Genomic DNA, 24588 nt, shown 5'->3' on the forward strand with positions numbered 1-24588 from the left:
CCTAGATCGACAATTTTTTAACGCGCTTGCCGCCATAAACCAGGTTCACTAAACAGCGAGTACCAATGATTGCGGTAAACATAGAGGTAATAATACCGATTGAAAGTGTCACAGCGAAGCCTTTGATAGCCCCCGTACCGACAGCAAACAAAATAATGGCAGTAATTAGCGTCGTAATGTTGGCATCGGCAATCGTACTAAATGCGTTTGCGTAGCCTTGTTGGATCGCTTGTTGAGGATTGCGTCCGTCTCTTAACTCTTCCCGTATTCGCTCAAAAATCAGTACGTTGGCATCAACTGCCATACCGACCGTCAGTACAATACCGGCGATACCAGGGAGCGTCATTGTTGCGCCAGGAATCATCGACATCACACCGATAATTAAAACGATGTTTGCCATCAAGGCACAGTTAGCAAAAAGACCAAAACCACGGTAGTAGATAAGCGTAAACAGCATCACAGCAATCATACCGGTAATACACGCCATGATACCCATATCAATATTCTGCTGTCCCATTGATGGACCAATGGTTCTTTCTTCAACAATAGAGATAGGTGCAATCAAGGCACCAGCACGAAGCAACAACGCAAGGTTATGGGCTTCAGCCGCAGAATCGATACCCGTAATTCGGAAGTTACGCCCCAGCGCCGATTGAATCGTTGCTTGGTTGATCACCTCTTCGTGCTTATCAAGAATGACTTTGCCTTCAGGGGTGCGCTTACCACTGTCTTTATATTCCGCAAACACTGTTGCCATCAGTTTGCCGATATTTTGACGAGAGAACGCCGCCATTTTATTACCACCTTCGCTATCTAGCGAGATGTTAACTTGTGGACGACCGTACTCATCAGCACTTGAGCTCGCATCGGTAATGCTTGCTCCGCCAAGGATGATACGCTTCTTCAGTACAGCAGGACGACCATCACGATCAAACTTAATCTCACTGCCTGCAGGCGCACGGCCACTAGCCGCAGCCGCTAGATCAGCGCTGCTATCGACTTCTCGGAACTCAAGGGTTGCCGTTGCACCAAGAATCTCTTTCGCTCTTGCCGTATCTTGAACACCAGGGAGCTCAACTACAATACGACTCGCGCCTTGACGCTGCACTAATGGTTCAGCAACACCAAGCTCATTCACACGGTTACGTAGAATGGTAATGTTCTGCTCGACAGCATAATTACGGATTTCTTGTAGGCGGGTTTCTTTAAAACGAGCAACAATAGCAAAGCGGCCATTAGTATTGGAATCAAAAAAATCCATGTCAGGATGCTTTGACTCTAACGATGCTAATGCTTGCGCAAGCTGCGCTTCATCTCGAAGTAAAACCTCGACTGCATCCTTTCCAGAAGGGCGAATCGAGCGGTAGCGAATACGATCTTCACGCAACTCACTTCGAAAGGCTTCTTCTTGTTGACCAACCAGCTTTTCCATTGCTGCATCCATGTCGACTTCCATCAAGAAGTGGACACCACCACGCAGATCGAGACCTAGTTTCATTGGTGCAGCACCAATCGCTTCAAGCCAATGAGGCGTTGCGGCTGCAAGGTTAAGGGCAACTATAGAATCTTGACCTAAGGTTTCACTGATTACGTCCCGCGCACCGATTTGAACATCAGTATTGTTGAAACGAACCAAGATTGAACCATTTTCTAAGGCAATGGATTTATAAGAGAGTTGCTCTTTATCTAGAGCTTGAGTGACAGTATCCAGCGTCGACATATCAACAGAGGCGCCACGCGCCCCTGTAATTTGAATAGCCGGATCTTCACCGTATAAGTTGGGAAGCGCATATAATGCTGCGATAGCAATGGTAAAAATCACCATTAAGTACTTCCACAGAGGATAACGGTTTAGCACAGCGAGGATCCTTTAGCTGTTTTTATAGAGACTTCAGCGTACCTTTTGGTAGCACTGCAGTGATGAAATCTTTCTTGATAACAACTTCGTTGTTATCGTTTAGCGCGATAGCAATGTAGTCATTGTCTTCAGCGATCTTAGTAATTTTACCAATTAGACCACCGTTTGTTAGCACTTCATCGCCTTTGCCCATAGATGACATTAGGTTCTTGTGCTCTTTAGTACGCTTTGCTTGTGGGCGGTAGATCATGAAGTAAAAGATCACTGCAAACATGCCTAGCATAATCAACATTTCAAAACCACCGCCTTGTGGAGCGGCTTCAGCAGCGTAAGCTGAACTAATCAAACTCATTGGAAAACATCCTCGTTAAATGTAAATACATATTCAAAATTGGGCTATCCCCCTATCTTTTCAAGAAGCAAACAGTAACTCAATGTTTCTTCACCCTTTAAGTGCACAAAAAATGTGACGTAGAGCTAGAAATTGTTAGCTACTGTCAGGATAGCCGTAAATTTAACCAATTATTTCATATCAATTGGCGGCACTTCGCGATCGCGACGTGCGTAAAACTCTTGCACAAATTCTTCAAAACGGTCTTCGTCAATGGATTTACGAATGCTTTCCATCAGGCGTTGATAGTAGCGAAGGTTGTGAATCGTGTTCAGACGTGCGCCCAAAATTTCGTTACAACGATCAAGGTGATGCAAGTACGCTTTCGAGTAATTCTTACACGTGTAGCAGTCACATTCTGGATCAAGAGGGCTCACATCTGTTTTATGTTTGGCGTTACGGATCTTAATCACGCCGCCTGTCACAAACAAGTGACCATTACGAGCATTACGTGTTGGCATAACACAATCGAACATATCGATGCCACGGCGAACACCTTCAACCAAATCTTCTGGTTTACCCACACCCATGAGGTAGCGAGGTTTATCTTCCGGAAGTCTTGGTGTGGTATGTTCAAGAACACGGTGCATATCTTCTTTTGGTTCACCTACTGCTAGACCACCAACGGCATAACCGTCAAAGCCGATATTGGTTAAACCGTCAACGGAGACATCACGCAGGTCTTCATAGACGCCGCCCTGAACAATACCAAATAGAGAGTTCGTGTTATCTAGCTTATCAAAATGATCACGAGAACGTTGAGCCCAACGCAGAGACATCTCCATCGATTTCTTTGCTTCGTCGTGAGTCGCAGGGTAAGGCGTACACTCATCAAAAATCATGACGACATCTGAGCCAAGATCTTTTTGAATCTCCATGGATTTCTCAGCATCCATGAATACTTTGTCGCCATTGACTGGGCTACGGAAATGCACACCTTCTTCAGTGATTTTACGTGTCGCACCTAGACTGAATACCTGAAAACCGCCTGAATCGGTCAAGATAGGCCCTTTCCAGTTCATGAAATCATGTAAATCACCGTGTAGCTTCATGATCTCTTGACCAGGGCGTAACCAAAGGTGGAAAGTATTACCAAGCAAGATCTCCGCTCCGGTGTCTTTCACTTCTTCAGGTGTCATACCTTTCACGGTACCGTAGGTACCAACTGGCATAAATGCTGGGGTCTGCACGGTACCGCGTTCAAACGTCAATTGACCACGGCGGGCATGACCATTTTTTTTCTTAAGTTCGTATTGTAATTTCACGAAGGCTCCTATTCGCCAGAGACACAGTCTGACTCAATGTCAAAACGCACTAACAAGCGTAGCTTGTCGCACTCGATTGCACTGACATTTCTGTCCAATGCTTGATGGTCATCCTTACCAAAACTCTCACTGATTCCTTGAGTGAAACGAAAAAACTAATACCGAACGCTAATCGGCTTTTTTAGTGATGAACATTGCATCACCATAGCTAAAGAAACGGTATTCACTATCGACCGCATGCTGATACGCGGCCATGACGTTATCGTAGCCAGCAAATGCACTCACTAACATAATAAGCGTCGATTCTGGTAGATGGAAGTTCGTCACTAAACAATCGACGACTTGGTACTCATAACCAGGGAAAATAAAGATTTCTGTATCCCCGAAAAACGGCGCTAATTCCGTTCCTTTTGCTTTCGCGTCTTGAGCTGCGCTTTCTAGAGAGCGTACAGACGTTGTCCCGACAGCAATGACTCGCCCACCACGTGCTTTAGTTTCAGCAACGGCTTTCACCACTTCTTCAGATACTTCAACGTATTCAGAGTGCATATGGTGGTCGTCGATATTGTCGACTCGGACAGGCTGAAAAGTGCCAGCACCAACGTGTAGTGTCACGTAGGCAAAATTCACACCCTTTGCTTTTATTTCTGCTAACACTTTGTCATCAAAATGCAAACCAGCAGTAGGGGCAGCAACGGCTCCGGGTTTTTCATTGTAAACCGTTTGATAGCGTTCTTTATCGGTGTCTTCATCAGGTCTATCAATATACGGTGGCAGCGGCATATGACCGATGTTATTTAACACCTCTAGTACCGTTTTGTCAGATTGTACTTCAATCTCAAACAATGCATCGTGTCTTGCAACCATGATCGCTTGATAATCATCGTTTTCACCAAGAAATAGTTCAGTTCCCACCTTTGGCGATTTAGAACAACGAACATGAGCTAATACACGTTTATCATCGAGCATGCGCTCAACTAACACCTCTAACTTGCCACCCGATGCTTTACGTCCAAACATTCTGGCAGGAATGACGCGCGTATTATTGAACACCAATAGATCGCCGGGTTGAACCAAACTGGCAATGTCGGTAAAAGTTTTATCTGCCACTTCGCCTGTATTGCCAGTGAGCTGCAATAACCGGCTAGCGCTGCGCTCTGCTTTAGGGTAGCGGGCGATGAGTTCGTCAGGTAGGTCGAAGTGAAAATCTGAAACTTGCATAACACCAATCTTTCTTAATCTATGACATGAAGGGCGAAAAATTTCGCAGCGGCTAAGTATAGGCTTACGGCATGGAATAGCAAGTTGAACAAGGGTAATCATGCTGGTTTTTCGAGCAAAATGTTAGTGCGTGACGGTCACTCCATTTTTGCTATCTAATTTTAATGATTCGCATCAAATAACGACCGAGTTCTCAACTTTAATGCGTCGAAAATTCTATAGTTAAAGTAGACATTCACACTGAGTTGGAGGCCCTATATGATTAAGGTCGAAGAAATGATGACCCGCAACCCTCACACCCTATTGCGGTCTCACTCTCTCGCCGATGCTAAGCACATGATGGAAGCGCTTGATATCAGGCATATCCCTATCGTTGATGCCCACAAACAACTGTTAGGCATTATTTCCCAACGCGACTTGTTCGCCGTACAAGAATCCATCTTACAACGTGTTCCAAGCGACCAATCTTACACATTATCAACACCTATTAGCGATTTTATGCATGTCAATATCATGACAATTGAACCCAGAGCAGGGCTTCGTGAAAGTGCCGTGTATATGCAAAAACACAAAGTAGGCTGTTTGCCAGTGGTCAAAAAAGGAGAATTAGTGGGCATCATTACTGACAGTGATTTTGTTGCTATCGCGATTAATTTGCTCGAATTACAAGAGGAAGTAGAACCAGAAGAGTCGGAAGTTGAAGTGGTTCAGCAAACCACCGAGCCTTCATAGTTTAACAACGTCATCTAAAACACAACAAGATGGTTGGTGTATGTGCCTTATATACCAACCCCAAATAGCAACGCATACTTTATTCTGCAGCAGAGACTCACTAGTATTACAGCAACCCCGAAACGACATCCGCTAAGTGCATAAAAGATTCTCGCCTTGACGAACTAGGCCTCCAAACTAAACCAATTTCTCTGTGTGCTTGCTGACCTGGCGGCTCAATAACAATCAGATTCTGATTGTCTAATAACCCGTGCTCAATCGCCATTTGTGGGATAAATGTGGTACCCAAACCGTTTGCCACCATCTGCACAAGCGTGTGCAAACTCGTTGCACTAAATGGATTGATTTTTTCTTTTTTGGTCAACTTACAAGCAGACACTGCATGCTCGGTTAAACAGTGTTCATTTTCTAGTAAGAATACTGATTCATCCGGTAGATCATCATACTTAATTGGTACTCGGATACGATCGGCTTGAGTTCGGCTTATCACCATTTTGAACGGATCTTGCCCAACAATACAGCTCTCCATATTGCCAATTTCCATTGGCAAAGCGAGAATAAGCACATCTAACTCACCGTGTTTCAAGGCGGCTAATAAATTGGAGGTCGTATCTTCCCTTAGTAGTAGGTTTAGCTGCGGGTAGCGAGCGTTAACTTCTTGCACTAAATCACACAATAGAAACGGCGCAATCGTTGGAATGCAACCAAGCTTAATCTGCCCTTGCATCGCGTCACCTTGGCAATAATTACCTAATTCCATTAGGTCTTGCCCTTTCGCAAGCAGCTCCCTACCTTGCTTTACCACCATTTCACCCGCCTGGGTGAATACTAATGGGCTTTTCTTATCTTTTTTCTCATAAAGCGGGCAACCAATGAGCTCTTCAAGGTTTTGGATACCTTTGCTCAAGGTCGATTGACTAACAAAACAACGCTCTGCGGCTTCACTAAAATGTCGAGTTTCATTCAGCGTTACGAGGTAGTGAATTTGTTTTAAACTGGGCCATTTGTTCATAATTATTGCCTGCTTTTAACACACTATCAAAAAAGGAATGAGTCAGTTTCACTCATCGCTTTTTTCGATTAAATCAATCTATTAATTTCGCTTTTTTCAATACTACAATGTGTACTATAGTTTGTCTCGTACAAACACGGACCAAACCGAAGACGGTTTGAATTAACCTATTTTAGGAGCAAAAAAATGGTACTAGTTGGTCGTCAAGCCCCAGATTTTACTGCAGCAGCTGTTCTTGGTAACGGCGAAATCGTTGATAACTTCAACTTCGCTGAATTCACTAAAGGTAAAAAAGCAGTTGTTTTCTTCTACCCACTAGATTTCACGTTCGTTTGCCCATCTGAGCTTATCGCATTTGATAACCGTCTAGCTGACTTCCAAGCTAAAGGCGCAGAAGTTATCGGTATTTCTATCGATTCTCAATTCTCTCACAACGCATGGCGTAACACTGCTATCGAAGATGGCGGTATCGGTCAAGTTAAATACCCTCTAGTTGCTGATGTTAAGCACGAAATCTGCAAAGCATACGACGTAGAGCACCCAGAAGCTGGCGTTGCGTTCCGTGGTTCTTTCCTAATTGATGCTGACGGCCTTGTTCGTCACCAAGTAGTGAACGATCTTCCACTTGGTCGTAATATCGATGAAATGCTTCGCATGGTAGACGCACTAAACTTCCACGAGAAGAATGGTGAAGTTTGTCCTGCACAATGGGAAGAAGGCAAAGCTGGTATGGACGCATCTCCAACAGGCGTTGCAGCGTTCCTATCTGAGCACGCAGACGACCTATCTAAATAATTGAAACCTTCCGCCCCATGCTCACGGGGTTGATGGTTGGAAATAATAAAGCGGACACCGCAGCCAATCATTGAAGAGATTTTCAGTTAGCCGAATCCAAGCCCGAGTTTTTACTCGGGCTTTTTTTATTTCCCCTCAATACACTTTTCATCGCTAGTATATCCAGCCTCTGAGGGTTATATTGTTGCCCCCCTCCTTTCTGTCGGATAACTCAATGACCTACCAAATCGAAGTGTGCATCGACAATATTGAATCTCTCCCATTGGCTATTCAGGGTGGTGCAACTCGAATAGAACTGTGCGCTTCATTAGCTCTTGGCGGGCTTACTCCTAATGCAGGCTTGATAAAACAAGCGGTACAAGCATCGTCAATTCCTATTTATGTCATGATTCGCCCTAGGCAAGGTGATTTTCTCTATGATCACAGTGATGCCGAGGTCATGGCAGAAGATATTCGAATCAGCGCTCAATATGGTGCTCAAGGTATCGTATTAGGTATGCTAGACAAAGAAGGGAACATCGATAAACCACTGGCTACTCGTCTTATTGCCCTCGCACATAAACTAGGGCTAGGCGTAACCTTTCACCGTGCTTTTGACCAATGCAGCAATCCTTTCCAAGCCTTAGAACATGTTATTGAACTGGGGTGTGAGCGCATACTCACTTCTGGTCTGGGGAAAAATGTTTGTGAGGGTATGGCGATGCTGAAACAGCTCAACGAGAAGGCGAATGGGCGAGTTGCTATTATGGCGGGCGCTGGGCTGAATGAGAAAAATGTTGCGGATGTGATTGCGACAACTCAGGTGACTGAGGTCCACCTTTCAGGGAAATCCACTCGCCCAAGTCAGATGTTATTTGTCGCTTCGACAGCTAAGATGGGACAAGACGATGTGGATGACTTTGCGATTCCCGTTACCGACCCTGATAAAATAAGAGCTGTCATAAAACGACTGCCCAACGTGTAAAGAGGCTGGAGGCCCGTACGCTTATAAACCAACCAAAATTACTGGGTTAGTCACTCGCTAACCCGCAGTAGAGCGACGGTCTCAAGCTATAAAAAGTTATCGATCTCTTTCTCATCAAGGTGGCGAACATCCTTGCCCTTCACAAAATAAATAATGTATTCACAAATATTCTGGCAGCGATCACCTACCCGCTCAATGGCACGAGCAGACCACATAACCTGTAATATGTTAGGGATGTTTTTTGGGTTTTCCATCATGTACGCCGTCAGTTGGCGAATCACTGCTTCATACTCAGCGTCAAGTTTGTCATCTTGTTTATAGACCTCGGCGGCGGCATCGACATCCATTCGCGCAAAGGCATCTAACACCTGATGAAGCATACCAATAGCTTGGCGGCATAACGGCTCTAGCGACACATGATAATTTTGTTCTTTGGTTGATGGCGTCTCGATGGCTACTCTTGCGATTCTCGTAGCCACATCGCCTATACGCTCTAAATCTGTAATGGTTTTAATAATGGCCATCACCAGACGTAAGTCTTTGGCGGTTGGCTGCCGCTTTGCAATAATTCGGGTGCAAGCCTCATCGATAGAGACCTCCATCGCATTCACCTTATGATCATCACGTACCACCTTTCTCGCTAAATCAATATCGTCACTGTGTAGCGCCTGCATTGAAAATGAAAGCTGTTGCTCCACCAGCCCTCCCATCGTAAGGACGTGAGTACGAATGGATTCCAATTCCGCATTGAATTGACCAGAAATATGACGACCAAAGTGCATGTGTTAGCTATTCCTCTATCCGTATCGACCAGTAATATAGTCTTCCGTTTGCTTTTGCAGCGGTGATGTAAAGATTGCATCGGTATCTGAGTACTCTACCAGTTTTCCCAGATGAATAAACGCAGTGTGATCACTTACTCGCGCTGCTTGTTGCATGTTATGCGTCACCATCACCACGGTGTACTTTCTCTTTAAATCGTTAATCAACTCTTCGATAGTCAGTGTCGAGATAGGGTCAAGCGCTGAGGTTGGTTCATCCAGAAGCAGAACCTCTGGCTCAATAGCAATCGCACGAGCAATCACTAAACGCTGCTGCTGACCACCCGATAATCCAAACGCATTATCATGGAGTCGGTCTTTAACCTCGTCCCATAAAGCAGCAGCGCGCAGTGAGCGCTCGACCGCATCATCGAGATTACGACTATTGCGTATCCCTTGTAAGCGTAATCCATACACCACATTTTCATAAATAGATTTGGGGAACGGATTGGGTCTTTGAAATACCATACCGACTCGACGGCGCAATGTTGCCACATCCACTTTAGGGTGATAAATATTTTTCCCGTGCAGTCTAACATCCCCCTCGACCTTGCATCCTTCAACGAGGTCATTCATACGATTGATACATCGCAACAAGGTTGACTTGCCACAACCAGAAGGCCCAATGAACGCGGTAACTTGCCCTTTTGGAATGCGCATTGAAACATTATCCAGAGCTTGCGAACCGCGATAGAACAAATTTAATTTTTCTATTTCAATGGCGGTCTGATCATCATTTAAGTCATTAACATCAAGTGGTGTGGGGTAACCTAGGGTTTGATTGATAGAAAACATAGTTAGTCTTGTCCCAATGTTCGATATTTTTCTCTTAGATTATTGCGAATAGCAATCGCGGTTAAGTTCAAACCGACCACCACTGTCACCAACAAAAATGACGTCGCATAAACCAATGGACGAGCGGCCTCTATATTAGAGGTTTGGAAACCAACATCGTATATATGAAAACCTAGATGCATGAACTTTCGCTCTAGATGTAAAAAAGGAAATTGGGCATCAACAGGCAGGCTAGAGGCAAATTTCACCACGCCAACAAGCATCAAAGGCGCCACTTCACCCGCCGCCCTCGCTACCGCCAAGATGAGCCCGGTGATAATAGCAGGGCTCGCCATTGGTAAGACTATCCGCCATATGGTTTCGAATTGCGTAGCACCCAGTGCCAAAGAACCATGTCTTGCGGAAGTAGGAATTCTATTCAAGCCTTCTTCTGTCGTCACGATCACTACAGGTAACGTCAAAATAGCTAATGTTAATGCTGACCAAAGTAAACCTGGAGTTCCGAAGGTAGGAGCCGGTAGTCGCTCAGCATAAAACAATGAATCTATCGAGCCACCTATAGTGTACACAAAGAAGCCAAGTCCAAATACGCCATACACAATGGAAGGGACGCCAGCAAGGTTAATAACGCCAACACGTATCATACGGGTTAGCCAATTATTTTCAGCATATTCGTGCAAATACAGCGCAACGAGCACCCCTAGCGGCATCACCATCACCGACATAATCAATACCAACAATACCGTACCGAAGATAGCGGGAAAAACACCACCTTCAGAGTTAGATTCACGCGGGTCGTCTGACAAAAACTTCCAAACTTGACCACTCCAATGTGTGAGTTTTTCCGCAAGCGTCATATCATTAGGGAACCAAAAATCCACAATACGGCTGAGGGGAACCTCTACTCGATCGCCCTTCATGTCCGCGACGATAAGTGTCTTGCTATTGAGGGTGTTTCTTAGCTCATCTAGCTCAAGTTCATTGATTGCCAGTTGCTGCTGAATAATACGCTTTTGTTGTCGATACTTTTCCGATAATGCTGCAGTTAATGTGCCGTTCAGCTGTTCCTTGCGATGCTTTAACCTCATCACTTCAAGTTGATAGCCCAGACCGCGTATTTTTCGATCCACAATATCATCAATCGCTTGCTGTGTTTGCTGCGTCAGCGCTAAGGCCTCATCCAATCGCAGATGAATATCCTTAACAAACGCACCGTCAGGCGTATTGAGCGCGAGAATATCACCAAAGAAGTCTCCACCTCTCGTCCGTTCGATAACAACAAGCCCTGCTGGGGTGGTTTGGTTATAAAGCTCTGGCTCTAAAACCGAGACAAAGTCCATCCCATACAAATCACGATTGGCGGTTTTAATACTCAACCGCTCAACCTTACCTGATGCGATAACCGACTCAGGTAATACCGATGAAGCATTGGGAATAGTATGAGTCGACATCCAGGTTCTGGAATACACTTGCCCAATAAGATATTTACCGTCGGCATCTTGCCACTGGTACAAAGGAGCAGGCCAAAAATAAGCTAACCCTTTCCAACCAATCAGAAGCAACAAGCCTAAGACAGAAATCAAGCTAATACTGACCGCACCACCGGTCAACCAAACCCAAGGCGCTCCAGACTTAAACCATTTAAACATGGTGAGCTTCCTTAACAACGTCAAAGTGCACTGTATTTCTCTCTTAACCTTTGTCGTACCCACTCAGCTAATGAATTAACAACAAAAGTAAAACTAAACAAAATCAAAGCAATCAAGAACAATAAGCGATAATGAGTACTGTTCACTTCTGATTCGGGTAACTCCACCGCCATTGTGGCAGAGAGGGTTCTCATGCCTTCAAAAATATTCCAATCAAGTATCGGGGTATTACCTGTTGCCATAAGCACAATCATCGTTTCCCCCACAGCTCGACCTAACCCCATCATTACCGCGGAGAAAATCCCTGGACTTGCTGTCAGCAAAACCACATATAATAGGGTTTGCCATTGTGTTGCCCCTAATGCCAATGAACCATCGCACAAGTGCTTAGGCACTGAGAAAATAGCGTCCTCTGCAATAGTGAAGATTGTTGGTATCACAGCAAAGCCCATTGCAAAGCCAACCACCAGCGCATTGCGTTGGTCAAAATCAATGCCGTGTTGCGCCAGATACACCCTAACATCACCACCAAACATCCATACCTCCATATCGTAGGAGTACGTCATCATTAAGTACATGGCAATGATAATCACAGGGATCAGCGTAAACGGGTGCAATCCACTGGGTAGCTTCCCGGTAAAACGCTTGGGAATAAGGTACCAGACGATTCCAGAAGCTAACGATAAGAGCGGTAGCGTGATAAGCAACATCATCACTGCAGGTAAATGACTTTCGACGATAGGAGCAAACCACATCCCGGCCAAAAAGCCAATAATCACCGTAGGTAAAGCTTCCATCAATTCAATGGTCGGTTTGACGACTTTACGCATTCCCGAAGACATAAAGTAAGCAGTATAAATAGCACCAAATACGGCAATAGGTGCAGCAAACAACATAGCAAACGCCGCGGCTTTTATCGTGCCAAACGCAATAGGAACTAAGCTGAATTTAGGCTCAAAATCATCATTTGCTGCCGTTGTCTGCCAAACAAACTCAGGTTCTGGGTAGCTTTCATACCAAACCTTGCCCCACAGCGCACTCCAGGATATCTCCGGATGTTCATTATCTATTTTAGCGATATGAAGGACATTATCGATGACCAACGCGGCATAGCGATTATTATTCGATAAGCCGATGCTTTGTAATGTGCCATCGGGTAGTCTAAGATCAGAGACCGCTTTTTCACTGGTGGTATAACGCCCTTGGATCTCACCAGTATCCAAGCGAGCTAAAAAGCCTTTACTAAGGTTCTCGGGTATAATTTGTTCAACCGAAGCATCAAATTCAAACGAACGAATCGGCGTCAATACCCTTGTTTTATTCGTTAATACATCAAACCACTGCCAAACCATGTGATTATCGTATTGAACAAGCAATGAATAGGCCCCAGCTAGCAACGATATGTCCGTTACTGCAGCTTCGTTAGCACTTCTTAGGTTAATCACTTCTCTGACGGTCAGTTGATTTGATTGATGAACAATGACATACAATTCATCTTTAACGCGGACGTATATCGTGTTGCCATTGGGGGTCAGCAACAATTGATCGGCATCGTTTATAGTGAAATTTGACGTCGTGATGTTAGCCCCTGCTATTGGCGTATTATCATCCGAAATACTTGTCGTACGTTGAGCACTTAACGTTTTAATATGGTCTTTCTCAACGTGATCGGACAATCGGCTCATCAAGTCATCATTCGGGCTCTCTGTTTCTTGGATTAGATGCACATGACCCAGTGCATCTATCGTCGCAAAGGACATCGTCTTTTGATTCTTCGCCGCTGCAGCAATCACGACGGGCTGCCCATCAGTCGACGCGACAATCCAATTCAATCTGTTGTTGTCTGACACTACAACCTGATTGCTTGCGATTTCAGTGTCAAAGCTCGGCGTTACAGCGGCCAATTGATTGCCATTACGAAGCAGTATTAACGATTTGGATGACGAGCTTAATAATTCCGCTCCATCTTGGAGGTACTGCGATTGCGTCACTTGTCCTGATACTAACGATTTCTCTGTGACAATTCCGTCAGACGTATAAAACCGAGCTTTAGTCGCATTATCATCAACAACGGTTGTTATAATAGGGGCGGTAAGTTCAATCGGCTCAGCCTTTAACCAAGTGATCTTAGCATCAGAAAAAATGGGGAAGGTAACAAAGGCAAGGTAGACAAAAATAAAGATCAATCCAGCAAGCACACTGAGGCCACCGAATGAGACGATCCAACGAACGAGCCGATCCTGAATCTGACGTTTACGATCTTTAGTGTGCAATGAAAAGCTGGCGTTTGCCATAATTTACATTCTATCTCTTGATGATGTTTGAGGTTGTAAGGGGAGCTGTCCCACTTAGATTATGGGATAAAATACAAGCTTGCACGAAATGCCTCAACATAATATGTCGTTTAGGTGACAATTATATTACACAGCCTCTAACGTACTGAAAATCATAAAATGTAGTACGCTGTATTAGAAATTAAATAAAAGTGTCATGTAAGACCACTATGGTTCACGGCTAGATTTCGTTATCCCCCCTGTTCATCAATAGGGTATTAAGAATGGTTGATTATATGAGCGCAGAAAAATTCTATGTAGAAAAAGAACTTAGCTGGTTGTCTTTCAATGAGCGGGTACTTCAGGAAGCTGCGGATAAAACCGTTCCTCTGATCGAAAGGATCCGATTTCTCGGGATCTTCTCTAACAACCTAGATGAATTCTACAAGGTTCGATTTTCAGACGTTAAACGTCGAATTTTAATAAACCAAGAAAGTGGTAATGGTGATAAATCCAAGCGGCTGCTTTCTAAAATGCAGAGCAAGGTTCTCAAGCTAAACCTTAGATTTGATGAGCTCTACAATGAACTCATTTTGGAGATGGCGCGCCGACGCATTTTTTTGGTCAATGAAACGCAACTCACCGACACCCAGAAAAAATGGATTCAGAAGTACTTCCAGAAGAAAGTACTCCCTCATTTAACGCCATTGCTTCTCAAAGATGATATCGACGTTCTGCAATTTTTAAAAGATGAATACGCCTATATCGGTGTAGATATAAAAAAAGAAGAGACGTCTCAATACGCATTACTCGAGATTCCAACGGACCACCTCCCCCGTTTTGTTATGGTACCGGAACAAAAGGGAGAGCGACGCAAGACCATTATTTTACTCGATAACATCATTCGATATTGCTTAGACGACGTCTTTCGCGGCTTTTTTGATTACGATTCACTCAATGGCTATTCAATCAAAATGACACGTGACGCGGAATACGACCTGAGTCATGAGGTTGAACATAGTTTGCTCGAACAAATGTCGGAAGGGGTCAACCAACGCCTAAGCGCAATGCCCGTTCGATTTGTATATGAAGATGGTATGCCCGAAAGCATGCTCACGTTATTGTGTAACAAGCTCGGCATTTCAAACTATGACAGTTTGATTCGGGGTGGGCGTTACCATAACTTTAAAGATTTCATCAATTTTCCAAACGTAGGCCGCGATTACTTAGAAAACAAACCATTACCTCCAATGCGTTGCGCCGATTTTGATGGCTACGCCAATCAGTTTGATGCTATACGTGCACAAGATATTCTATTAAATTTCCCATATCATTCATTTGAACACGTTACCGAGCTCGTTCGCCAAGCCTCTTACGACCCTAAAGTCCGTGGCATTAAGATTAATATCTATCGAGTCGCAAAAGATTCTAGATTAATGAACTCTCTCATCGATGCACGACACAATGGTAAGGCTGTGACCGTCGTGGTTGAACTGCAAGCACGCTTTGATGAAGAAGCCAATATTGAATGGTCGAAAGTACTCACTGACAATGGCGTCCAGGTGATTTTTGGCGCTCCAGGCCTCAAAATCCACTCGAAACTATTGCTTATTAGCCGACTCGAACACGGGGAGATCGTCCGCTACGCCCATGTTGGTACAGGCAATTTTCACGAGAAAAATGCTCGTTTCTACACTGACTTCTCGTTACTTACTGCCGATCATGCCATTACCAATGAAGTCCGTAATGTCTTTGGTTACATAGAAAACCCGTATAGACCCGTAAAATTTGACCATTTAATTGTCTCTCCTCGCAATTCTCGTAAACAACTTTATCAACTCATCGATGAAGAAATCAGTCACGCTCATGCGGGAAATAAAGCCAAGCTCACCTTGAAAGTGAATAACCTTGCTGATAAAGGGCTGGTCAATAGGCTTTATACCGCAAGCCAGGCGGGGGTGAAAATCAATATGATTGTTCGTGGCATGTGTGCGTTAGTACCAGGACTAGAAGGGATCAGCGATAACATCACTATAATTAGTATTGTCGATCGTTTTTTGGAACATCCAAGAGTTATCATTACCCACAACAATGGCGATCCTAAGGTCTATATATCCTCTGCCGACTGGATGACTCGAAATATTGACCATCGAATTGAGGTTGCCACACCGATTTACGACACACGTTTAAAGCAGCGAATCATTGATATTATCAATATCCATTTCACAGACACAATGAAAGCACGCCACATCGATAAAGAAATGAGTAACGCTTACGTTTCACGGGGCAATAAGAAAAAAGTGCGTTCACAAGTTGCTATTTACGACTATCTTAAACACGTAGAGAAGCAAACTAAAAAGAACAATAAGCAGCGATTAGAGAATGAGTCAGAACATAACGGAAATCAGTAAACAGGTCGCGGCCATTGATTTAGGCTCCAATAGCTTTCATATGGTCGTCGCTAAAGTCATCAATCAAGACCTGCAAATCGTTAGTCGACATAAGCAAAGGGTGCGTTTAGCGCTCGGGCTAGACGCGCAAAATAATTTGGATAACGCGTCGATTGAACGGGGCCTTGAGTGCCTCGCCATGTTCGCAGAAAGATTGCAGGGTTTTGAGGTCGGCCACGTCCGGATTGCAGCGACACATACATTACGTATCGCCAATAATGCCCACATATTTTTGCAACGCGCTAAAGCGATCCTGCCGTTTCCTATCGAGATCATTCCAGGCGAAGAAGAAGCAAGGCTCATTTATTCTGGCGTTGCTCATACGCAAACAGAATCAAGTTCCAAGCTTGTGGTAGATATCGGTGGTGGCAGCACAGAACTCATTATAGGCGAAGCGTTCACACCTAAATTACTCAATAGTACCCAAATGGGGTGTGTCAGTTATACAAAAAAATACTTCGCGAATGGTAAGCTATCCACTAAGAACTTTTCCAAGGCTATCCTGTCCGCTCAGCAGCGGCTGGAAGCGTTGAGCCCTCGCTACAGAAAGTCAGGGTGGGAGATCGCATTAGGTTCATCAGGTACGATAAAAGCAATTAAAGAAGTACTTGTGGGGCTGGGTTATGATGATGGCGTCATCACCCTTAAACGTTTACACAAACTCATTGATAAGCTTTGTGAGTTTAACCATATCGACAACATTACCTTCCCCGGCTTGACGGTTGAACGACAGCCTGTTTTTGCTGCTGGTGTCGCGATCTTAGCCGCCATTTTTGATAGCCTATCTTTAGATGAAATGCATTGCTCAACGGGTGCACTCCGTGAAGGGTTGTTGTATGAGATGGAAGATCAGTTTCAGCGTTCAGACATTAGAATGAGAACCGCCGAAAATCTGGCTCAAAAACACTCTGTCGACATCAATCATGCAGACAATGTTCGAGTTCAAGCTCGTGACTTTCTCTACCAATTACACGATTCTCTGGAACTAAAAAAGAAAAGTAAGCTCTATAGCCTAATCGAATGGAGCGCGCTACTTCACGAGGTAGGGCTGAGTATCAACTACCAAGCCTTTCATAAGCATTCAAGCTATATTCTTCAACATACCACTATGCCTGGGTTCAACAGTGAAGAGCAACTTGTGCTCGCAACACTCGCTCGCTTTCAAAGAAAGCAACTTAAGTTACAAGAGCTCCCTGAGTTTTCTTTATATAAAAAGAAGCATATTGAAGGGTTAATTCGGGTACTAAGGTTAGCCATAATTTTAAATGGTCAACGCAATGAAGAGCCTAAGCCTCCCATGCAAATTGTCATCAATAAAGGCGCTTGGATACTCTCAAGTACTCAGAAAGATTGGCTTCTCCATAACAAGTTACTTGATGCGGATTTACAAACCGAACAGCGCTACTGGCAAGGTGCCGGTTGGGTATTAGAGTTTTCATGATGTTATATTTCAATAACTCATCACTGACATCACCAGACTTGCACCACCGAAACTGAAACGAAGCTTACTGCGACAGAGAGAGACCAACCTTAGATAGCTCATGTTCAACAAAAGATCGGGTTAATGGCACATAGCCATCTTGCTCGACAATTTGTTGCCCCTCTTGAGAATAGATATAACGGATATAGGCTTCTTCTATGGGCTCTAGCGGTTTATTAGGGTTTTTATTAACGTAGATATAAAGATAGCGTGACAATGGGTAATCACCAGATAAAACGTTCTCTCGGTGCGGATAGACATACTGCTTACCATACTTGGCAATCGGTAGCAGCCGTGCATCAGACACCTTGTAACCAATACCTGAATAACCAATCGTATTCACTGAGGATGCGACAGATTGAACAGCCGAAGCAGAGCCGGGTTGCTCATTTACATTTCGCTTAAAGTCACCTCCGCACAGAGCATTTTTTTTAAAAAATCCGTAAGTACCTGATACTGAATTACGTCCAAACATTTGTATAGGCCGTTGACTCCAACTACTCTCAACACCCAAATCTGACCAAGTTTGAACACTTTCTAACGCACCACAACGCAAGGTCGCAGAAAAGATACTATCAAGCTCTTCAAAATTAAGCCCTTTGATCGGATTATCCTTGTGAACGAAGATACCTATTGCATCGATCGCAACACTAAGTGCTGTGGGTTTATAGCCATACTCACGCTCGAATGCCGTCACTTCTTGAAGTCGCATAGCTCGACTCATCGGCCCAAACTGTGCCGTTCCCTCAGCGAGCGCCGGCGGAGCAGTTGAAGAGCCGGATGCTTGTATTTGTGCATTCACATTTGGATAGATAGTCTTAAACTCTTCTAACCACAATGTTGTCATTCCTGAGAGCGTATCAGATCCCACTGATGAGAGGTTACCCGATACACCTGGTATCTTCTGATAACGAGGAAGATCTGTTGCCCCCACTCCCAGTGAAACTAACAACGTCCATGATGCTAAAATGGCGTAAAAGCGATGAGTCATTACTCAACAACCAGTCTTTCTGGAAGAATAAAGGAAAACTTACTCCCAACATCAACCTCTGAATGAATCTCCAAATGAGAGTCATGGTGAGACAAGGCATGTTTTACAATCGCTAACCCTAAGCCACTGCCTCCAGTGTCTCTCGACCGAGCCTTGTCCACTCGATAAAAACGCTCGGTTAAACGATGTAAATGTTGGGCTTCAATACCATCACCTGTGTCTTCTACATCCAAGCATGCCCCTTGAGAGGATTGGTACCAGCGGACCTTGACTCCAGCCCCTGGTGGTGTGTACTTCACGGCATTGTAGACTAGGTTAGAAATAGCACTACGCAGCTGGTCTTCATCACCAAACACTCGCAGACGGTTATCGATATCGAATTCTATCTTATGTTGATCATCGCCACTCAAGCTGACCGCTTCTTTTTCCAAAATTTCAAGCATGGCGGGTACATTAACAACCTCATCAAGCTCATGCATTGGTGCCGCCTCAATTTTAGAAAGTGTGAGCAGCTGATTCACCAAACTGTTCATCCTATTGAGCTGCTCGGTCATGACCCCATGAGCCTTAGTCCACATAGGTCCAACCACCATGTCAGGGTCTTCTGTCATTTCCAGATAACCCTGAAGTACGGTCATTGGTGTACGTAGTTCATGTGAAACGTTGGCAAAGAAGTTACGACGCATACCTTCCAGTTGCTTCAACTGACTTACGTCACGTACCACCATCAAGTGCTCACCTTCCGTGTAAGGCACGATACGCAATTCAATCATTCTTTCTACGTTCAAGGGTGAAGGCATTTCTAACGGCTCAGAGAAATCATTTTTATTGAGGTATTTTATGAAATCTGGCGTTCGGATTAAATTCGAAATTGGCTGACCAGAGTCACCTGGCCAACGAAAGCCGAGTAAGTGCTGAGCAAGTTTGTTACACCACACAATATTACCTTCACTGCGAAATACAACGACAGCATCGGGCAGTGACTCGGCACCATTTTTAAAACGTCGAATAAGATTCGTTAGCTCTTTACGCTTACGTCTTTGGCGTTGCTGTAATCGGTAAATGCCATTAAATAATAGTTCCCAATTACCAGTACCAGACGGCGGCGTCAGGCGCTTCTCGTCCCAAAGCCATGCTGACAGGCGCATTTGGTTGTGTAGATGCCATACAAGCTGCATCACCGTTGCAGCAAGCAGTAACCATGGCATGTAGCCAAACATCCACCCGACAATAATCCAAGGGGTGTAAAAAAAAGCCAGCTCCCAGGCTAGCTTTTTCCATGTTAATCGTTCAACCATTTATTTCTCCAGTTCAGTGCTAGCCTTTGGTTGAAAAACGATAACCAGCACCTCGAACAGTTTGAATCAACTTATCATGTCCAGCTGATTCTAATGCCTTTCGCAAACGACGAATATGAACATCAACCGTGCGATCTTCTACGTACACATTCGTACCCCAAACGTTATTCAATAACTGCTCTCGGCTATACACTCGTTCTTGATGGGTCATAAAGAAGTGCAACATTTTAAACTCGGTTGGCCCCATATCTAATGGTTGATCATTAGCGGTTACGCGGTGCGAAACAGGATCCAATTTTAAACCTTGTACATCAATAACATCTTCTAGCGCCGTTGGTGTGACTCGGCGAATGACGGCTTTCAATCGAGCCACCAACTCTTTCGGTGAGAATGGCTTTGTAATATAGTCATCAGCCCCAACTTCAAGGCCACGTACCTTATCTTCTTCTTCACCTCGAGCTGTCAGCATGACTACCGGGATATTACGCGTTAACTCTTCACGCTTCATATGTTTGATAAAGTTAATGCCGGAGCCACCAGGCAGCATCCAATCCAAAAGGACAAGATCGGGGAACGGTTCAGCCAATTTATTTACTGCCGTGTCGTAATCTTCAGCTTCTACGGCTTGGTAGCCTTTCTGCTCTAATACAAAGCACAACATTTCGCGAATTGGCGCTTCATCCTCAACAACCAGGATTCTTCTAGACATAATGGAATAACCTTATGGAATCTAATCAACTGCATGCATTATCAGTAATTATTATGACACTTTTGTGACCATTGAAAACAATTTTTAATATAAGTTTCGCACAAATCCCATTGTCAGAATCAATATTTAGGCTAAGACATTTCCATAAAAATTGCCTATGATGTGCAGCGTTCAATTATTAATGTGAGAGTAATATGTGGTTTAAAAACTGTTTGGTCTATCGTTTCAATAAGGAACTTGAGTTTAACGCTGATAAGCTAGAACAGCAGCTTGAAGAGTTTCGTTTCACACCATGTGGTAGCCAAGATAAGCAAAAATTTGGCTGGGTTACTGCATTGGGTAAACATGGCGACATGATGACTCATGTATCTGAAGACCGTATTTTGCTTTGCGCTAAGAAAGAAGAAAAAATGCTGCCGGCATCAGTGATCAAAGAGTCATTGAGCAACAAGGTAGATTTATTAGAAACGCAGGAAGGTCGTCCCCTTAAGAAAAAAGAAAAAGACGATCTTAAAGAAGACATTATCATTGATTTACTGCCACGTGCATTTAGTCGAAGTAACCTAACCTACATGGTAATAATGCCAAAAGATGGCTTTATTATCGTTGACTCAAGCAGCTTTAAAAAAGCAGAAGACGTGATCGCACTGCTACGTAAAACCATGGGCAGCTTACCGGTCATACCTGCATTTCCAGAGCAGCCAATTGAAAACACGCTGACTGAATGGGTAAAGACTGGCACGACACCAGCAGGCTTCAATATGCTAGACGAGGCTGAACTCAAATCGGTACTTGAAGACGGCGGTATCATTCGCTGTAAAAAACAAGAGCTATCTAGTGATGAAATCCTTGGTCATATTGAGGCGAATAAATTTGTGACCAAGCTTGCCCTTAACTGGCAGGAGCGTATTGAATTTATCTTTGCTGACGATGGCAGCATCAAACGCCTGAAATTTAGTGACGAGCTAAAAGACCAAAACGAAGATATCCCAAGAGAAGATGCCGCAGCACGAATTGACGCTGACTTCTCTTTGCTATGTGGAGAGCTGAGCGCATTTTTACCAAGTCTGTATAACGCATTTGGCGGTTTACCACAGCAATAATCCTTTCTAATCAATGCCCGGCTCTTCCGGGCATATTTCTGCGCTTGGAATACCCACAATTTTAGCGTAAAATTTGCGCCCCTTAGTACCATGAGGTGGTACTTCCCTGACTTATAATCAGAATAGAGAATTAAGCAATGTTTACTCCTGAACTCTTGTCTCCAGCTGGCAGCCTTAAAAACATGCGTTACGCATTCGCTTATGGTGCTGATGCCGTTTATGCAGGGCAACCACGCTACAGTCTTCGTGTACGTAATAATGAATTTAATCATGAGAACCTTCAGATTGGCATTAACGAAGCCCACGAACTCGGTAAGCAATTTTATGTGGTCTGCAATATTCAGCCTCATAACTCAAAGCTAAAAACCTTTATTCGCGATCTCAAACCTGTTGTTGAGATGGGCCCTGATGCGCTAATCATGTCTGATCCTGGTCTCATTATGATGGTCCGCGAAGCATTTCCTGATATGGCCATCCACCTATCGGTTCAAGCAAATGCCGTCAACTGGGCAACCGTAAAATTTTGGGCGGCAAACGGCGTTGAACGTGTCATCGTTTCTCGTGAACTATCGCTTGAAGAGATTGAAGAGATTCGAGAGCATTGTCCTGAGACTGAGTTAGAGGTGTTTGTCCATGGTGCACTTTGTATGGCGTATTCTGGTCGTTGTTTGCTCTCCGGTTACATCAACAAAAGAGACCCAAACCAAGGTACATGCACTAATGCTTGTCGTTGGGAATATAATGTTGAAAAGGGTAAAGAAAACGATGCTGGACAGATCGTAGAAGAGTTCGATCCTAAAACGGCTAACCCAATCGAAGTTCAAGACGAGCGTCCTGATAACACCCTCGGACTTGGTAAACCAACGGATGAGGTTGTTCTTCTTTCGGAAAGCCACCGTCCTGATGAAAAAATGGCAGCGTTTGAAGATGAGCATGGCACTTACATCATGAACTCAAAAGATCTTCGTGCTATTCAACATGTCGAAAGATTGACAAAAATGGGCGTTCATTCGCTTAAAATCGAAGGTCGAACTAAATCCTTCTATTATTGTGCTCGTACCGCCCAACTATATCGCCAAGCAATAGATGACGCAGTAGCAGGAAAGCCATTTGATGAAACTCTGATGAGCACCCTCGAGAGTTTGGCACACCGTGGTTATACAGAAGGCTTCTTGCGCCGTCATACCCACGATGCTTACCAAAACTATGACTATGGATATTCTGTTTCTGATGCTCAGCAATTTGTTGGTGAATTCACCGGCAAGCGCCGTGGTGATCTTGCAGAAGTAGACGTGAAAAACAAATTCCTTGTTGGCGATAGCCTTGAACTAATGACACCTAACGGCAACGTTGTGTTTACGCTAGAAACAATGGAAAACCGTAAATCAGAAGCCATCGATGATGCGAAAGGCAATGGCCACTTCGTATTTATACCAGTTCCAGCGGACATGGAGCTTGATTATGCGTTGTTGATGCGTAATCTAAATAATGGTCAGGATACCCGCAACCCAACAGGCAAATAATATGGCACTGTTAATTACAGATAAATGCATTAACTGTGATATGTGTGACCCAGAATGCCCGAATGATGCTATTGCTATGGGTGCTGAGATCTATGAAATCGATCCTATTCTATGTACGGAATGCAAAGGACACTATGATAAACCGACATGTCAATCAGTCTGTCCTATAAGTAACTGCATCATCACCGATCCACAGCACATAGAAACGGAAGATGAATTGTTAGAAAAATTTGTTGTCATTCAAGGCATGGCCTAGACAAGTAAAAAAGCCTTCGTCAGACGAAGGCTTTTTTTTAACCTGATTTTTCTATTGGAAAGACATTACAATACAGCTCTTTCTCATATTGTATTTCTAGCTTTTTGCGCCAGTTTTCAGCTGAATTTATTGGGATTAAATAAAATTTCTCTCTGCTGGTATCGGTTACAAACGCAATACCATGCTGCATCAATTCAAAATGAATATCATTGATAAACCCTAGCGTAAAACTTTGTCGACCAGAAAGCTGATTAATATCTTCTCGAGTTAAAATTACCCCCGATTTCTCAGAAGCAAACCTTTCTCTCAACCACCTCGAAAACTGCCGTGCTGATATCATTGTCATAACGGTATTCCTTACCTAAAACTTTAAGGGCTTGCGCCAAAGAAAAGCAGTAGAGTAGTTCCCACTAAGATAAGAGCACCGACAAAACAACTAATCCACTGAATTACAGATAAAGATAGCCAACTAACCGCCACTTCTCCAGTCGCAAATATGAGAGAAGCTTGATTCATATAAAGATGGACATGTATCTGTAGAGATAGATTAGGAAGTAAGCTTCAAGGGTCAAATATGATTTGATTCAGCTTACCTATAAAGGTGTGGAAAGTAGAATAAGTCTTATAAGGGATAGGTTTTCATATGATGTAAAAAAGGCCCTGACCTAAGTCAGAGCCTTGAATATGGCAGGGGTGGAGAGATTCGAACTCCCAACACGCGGATTTGGAATCCGCTGCTCTGCCAATTGGAGCTACACCCCTGTAGTTGTTTTAAAGACTTAACTTTGTCTAAATAAATGGCGGAGTGGACGGGACTCGAACCCGCGACCCCCGGCGTGACAGGCCGGTATTCTAACCAACTGAACTACCACTCCGCAGTGTCTATTCAGCATAATGCTATTTCTTGTTCTCATCTTTCATTAAAAAGATAACAACGAAATTAGAGCCTGGCGATGTCCTACTCTCACATGGGGAAGCCCCACACTACCATCGGCGCTACTG

General features: G+C 44.1%; 21 protein-coding genes and 2 tRNA genes. 8 read left to right on the forward strand and 15 right to left on the reverse strand.

The window, feature by feature from the left end; translation table 11 throughout:
* Position 1: 1 nt before the first annotated feature.
* The 4 genes from secD to queA all read right to left on the reverse strand — a co-directional run bounded on the left by secD (position 2) and on the right by queA (position 4735).
* A complete protein-coding gene (gene secD / locus AB4405_RS16555) occupies positions 2-1858 on the reverse strand; it encodes a protein translocase subunit SecD (RefSeq protein ID WP_372061884.1) in 1857 nt (618 codons plus the stop codon).
* A 22-nt stretch (positions 1859-1880) separates the two neighbouring features.
* Positions 1881-2210 carry a preprotein translocase subunit YajC gene (gene yajC, locus AB4405_RS16560; RefSeq protein ID WP_102471057.1) on the reverse strand — a complete coding sequence of 110 codons (330 nt, stop codon included), beginning with the start codon at positions 2208-2210 and terminating at the stop codon, positions 1881-1883.
* 170 nt (positions 2211-2380) lie between these two features.
* Positions 2381-3514 carry a tRNA guanosine(34) transglycosylase Tgt gene (gene tgt, locus AB4405_RS16565; RefSeq protein ID WP_372061885.1) on the reverse strand — a complete coding sequence of 378 codons (1134 nt, stop codon included), beginning with the start codon at positions 3512-3514 and terminating at the stop codon, positions 2381-2383.
* A gap of 168 nt (positions 3515-3682) precedes the next feature.
* The gene (gene queA, locus AB4405_RS16570) at positions 3683-4735 is read right to left on the reverse strand and encodes a tRNA preQ1(34) S-adenosylmethionine ribosyltransferase-isomerase QueA (protein WP_372061887.1); all 1053 of its coding nucleotides are present in this window, start codon (positions 4733-4735) and stop codon (positions 3683-3685) included.
* Positions 4736-4993: 258 nt separating this feature from the next.
* Here queA and AB4405_RS16575 point away from each other — a divergent pair, with 258 nt between their 5' ends.
* Positions 4994-5467 carry a CBS domain-containing protein gene (locus tag AB4405_RS16575; protein WP_372061888.1) on the forward strand — a complete coding sequence of 158 codons (474 nt, stop codon included), beginning with the start codon at positions 4994-4996 and terminating at the stop codon, positions 5465-5467.
* 106 nt (positions 5468-5573) lie between these two features.
* On the opposite strand, the gene AB4405_RS16580 is transcribed toward AB4405_RS16575, so the two are convergent.
* On the reverse strand, positions 5574-6479 hold the full coding sequence (locus AB4405_RS16580) for a hydrogen peroxide-inducible genes activator (protein ID WP_102471061.1): 906 nt from the start codon (positions 6477-6479) through the stop codon (positions 5574-5576).
* Between the two features lie 186 nt (positions 6480-6665).
* On the opposite strand from AB4405_RS16580, the gene AB4405_RS16585 reads away from it, so the two are divergent.
* Positions 6666-7274, forward strand: coding sequence for a peroxiredoxin C (locus tag AB4405_RS16585; protein WP_102471062.1), 609 nt, complete (start codon positions 6666-6668; stop codon positions 7272-7274).
* Between the two features lie 214 nt (positions 7275-7488).
* Positions 7489-8238, forward strand: coding sequence for a copper homeostasis protein CutC (locus tag AB4405_RS16590; RefSeq protein WP_372061889.1), 750 nt, complete (start codon positions 7489-7491; stop codon positions 8236-8238).
* A gap of 86 nt (positions 8239-8324) precedes the next feature.
* Here the strand turns inward: AB4405_RS16590 and phoU are convergent, their stop codons facing one another.
* Genes phoU through AB4405_RS16610 form a run of 4 tightly spaced genes read right to left on the reverse strand, consistent with a single transcriptional unit; the run spans position 8325 to position 13797 of the window.
* Positions 8325-9020, reverse strand: a complete 696-nt coding sequence (gene phoU / locus AB4405_RS16595; protein ID WP_102471064.1) for a phosphate signaling complex protein PhoU — start codon at positions 9018-9020, stop codon at positions 8325-8327.
* Between the two features lie 15 nt (positions 9021-9035).
* Positions 9036-9854 carry a phosphate ABC transporter ATP-binding protein PstB gene (gene pstB, locus AB4405_RS16600; RefSeq protein ID WP_102471065.1) on the reverse strand — a complete coding sequence of 273 codons (819 nt, stop codon included), beginning with the start codon at positions 9852-9854 and terminating at the stop codon, positions 9036-9038.
* Positions 9855-9856: 2 nt separating this feature from the next.
* Complete coding sequence (gene pstA / locus AB4405_RS16605) at positions 9857-11503, reverse strand: phosphate ABC transporter permease PstA (protein ID WP_372061890.1); 1647 nt, start codon at positions 11501-11503, stop codon at positions 9857-9859.
* Between the two features lie 20 nt (positions 11504-11523).
* Positions 11524-13797, reverse strand: a complete 2274-nt coding sequence (locus tag AB4405_RS16610) for an ABC transporter permease subunit (protein ID WP_372061891.1) — start codon at positions 13795-13797, stop codon at positions 11524-11526.
* 275 nt (positions 13798-14072) lie between these two features.
* Between AB4405_RS16610 and ppk1 the strand changes: the two genes are divergently transcribed.
* Complete coding sequence (gene ppk1, locus AB4405_RS16615; RefSeq protein WP_372061892.1) at positions 14073-16187, forward strand: polyphosphate kinase 1; 2115 nt, start codon at positions 14073-14075, stop codon at positions 16185-16187.
* Entirely contained in the window at positions 16159-17667 is a 1509-nt protein-coding gene (gene ppx, locus AB4405_RS16620; RefSeq protein ID WP_372061893.1) for an exopolyphosphatase, read from the forward strand. The genes ppk1 and ppx overlap by 29 nt, the downstream gene beginning before the upstream one ends.
* A gap of 64 nt (positions 17668-17731) precedes the next feature.
* On the opposite strand, the gene AB4405_RS16625 is transcribed toward ppx, so the two are convergent.
* The 3 genes from AB4405_RS16625 to phoB are packed head-to-tail and all read right to left on the reverse strand — an operon-like array spanning position 17732 to position 20704.
* Positions 17732-18697 (reverse strand): PstS family phosphate ABC transporter substrate-binding protein, encoded by a 966-nt coding sequence (locus tag AB4405_RS16625; RefSeq protein WP_372061894.1) that lies wholly within the window; start codon positions 18695-18697, stop codon positions 17732-17734.
* Entirely contained in the window at positions 18697-19995 is a 1299-nt protein-coding gene (gene phoR / locus AB4405_RS16630; RefSeq protein ID WP_102471070.1) for a phosphate regulon sensor histidine kinase PhoR, read from the reverse strand. The genes AB4405_RS16625 and phoR overlap by 1 nt, the downstream gene beginning before the upstream one ends.
* A 19-nt stretch (positions 19996-20014) precedes the next feature.
* A complete protein-coding gene (phoB, locus tag AB4405_RS16635; protein ID WP_042500693.1) occupies positions 20015-20704 on the reverse strand; it encodes a phosphate regulon transcriptional regulator PhoB in 690 nt (229 codons plus the stop codon).
* 194 nt (positions 20705-20898) lie between these two features.
* On the opposite strand from phoB, the gene rdgC reads away from it, so the two are divergent.
* The 3 genes from rdgC to AB4405_RS16650 all read left to right on the forward strand — a co-directional run bounded on the left by rdgC (position 20899) and on the right by AB4405_RS16650 (position 23586).
* Complete coding sequence (rdgC, locus tag AB4405_RS16640; protein ID WP_372061895.1) at positions 20899-21807, forward strand: recombination-associated protein RdgC; 909 nt, start codon at positions 20899-20901, stop codon at positions 21805-21807.
* 137 nt (positions 21808-21944) lie between these two features.
* Positions 21945-23330, forward strand: coding sequence for a tRNA 5-hydroxyuridine modification protein YegQ (yegQ, locus tag AB4405_RS16645; RefSeq protein WP_372061896.1), 1386 nt, complete (start codon positions 21945-21947; stop codon positions 23328-23330).
* 1 nt (position 23331) lies between these two features.
* Positions 23332-23586 carry a YfhL family 4Fe-4S dicluster ferredoxin gene (locus tag AB4405_RS16650; protein WP_102471073.1) on the forward strand — a complete coding sequence of 85 codons (255 nt, stop codon included), beginning with the start codon at positions 23332-23334 and terminating at the stop codon, positions 23584-23586.
* Positions 23587-23623: 37 nt separating this feature from the next.
* On the opposite strand, the gene AB4405_RS16655 is transcribed toward AB4405_RS16650, so the two are convergent.
* The 3 genes from AB4405_RS16655 to AB4405_RS16665 form a co-directional block, all read right to left on the reverse strand.
* Positions 23624-23932, reverse strand: coding sequence for a hypothetical protein (locus AB4405_RS16655; protein WP_102471074.1), 309 nt, complete (start codon positions 23930-23932; stop codon positions 23624-23626).
* A gap of 339 nt (positions 23933-24271) precedes the next feature.
* Positions 24272-24348, reverse strand: a tRNA-Trp gene (locus AB4405_RS16660).
* 36 nt (positions 24349-24384) lie between these two features.
* A tRNA-Asp gene (locus tag AB4405_RS16665) sits at positions 24385-24461 on the reverse strand.
* Positions 24462-24588: the final 127 nt, after the last annotated feature.

Origin of the sequence: Vibrio sp. 10N.261.51.F12 (assembly GCF_041471725.1) — a bacterium.
Lineage (GTDB): Bacteria > Pseudomonadota > Gammaproteobacteria > Enterobacterales > Vibrionaceae > Vibrio.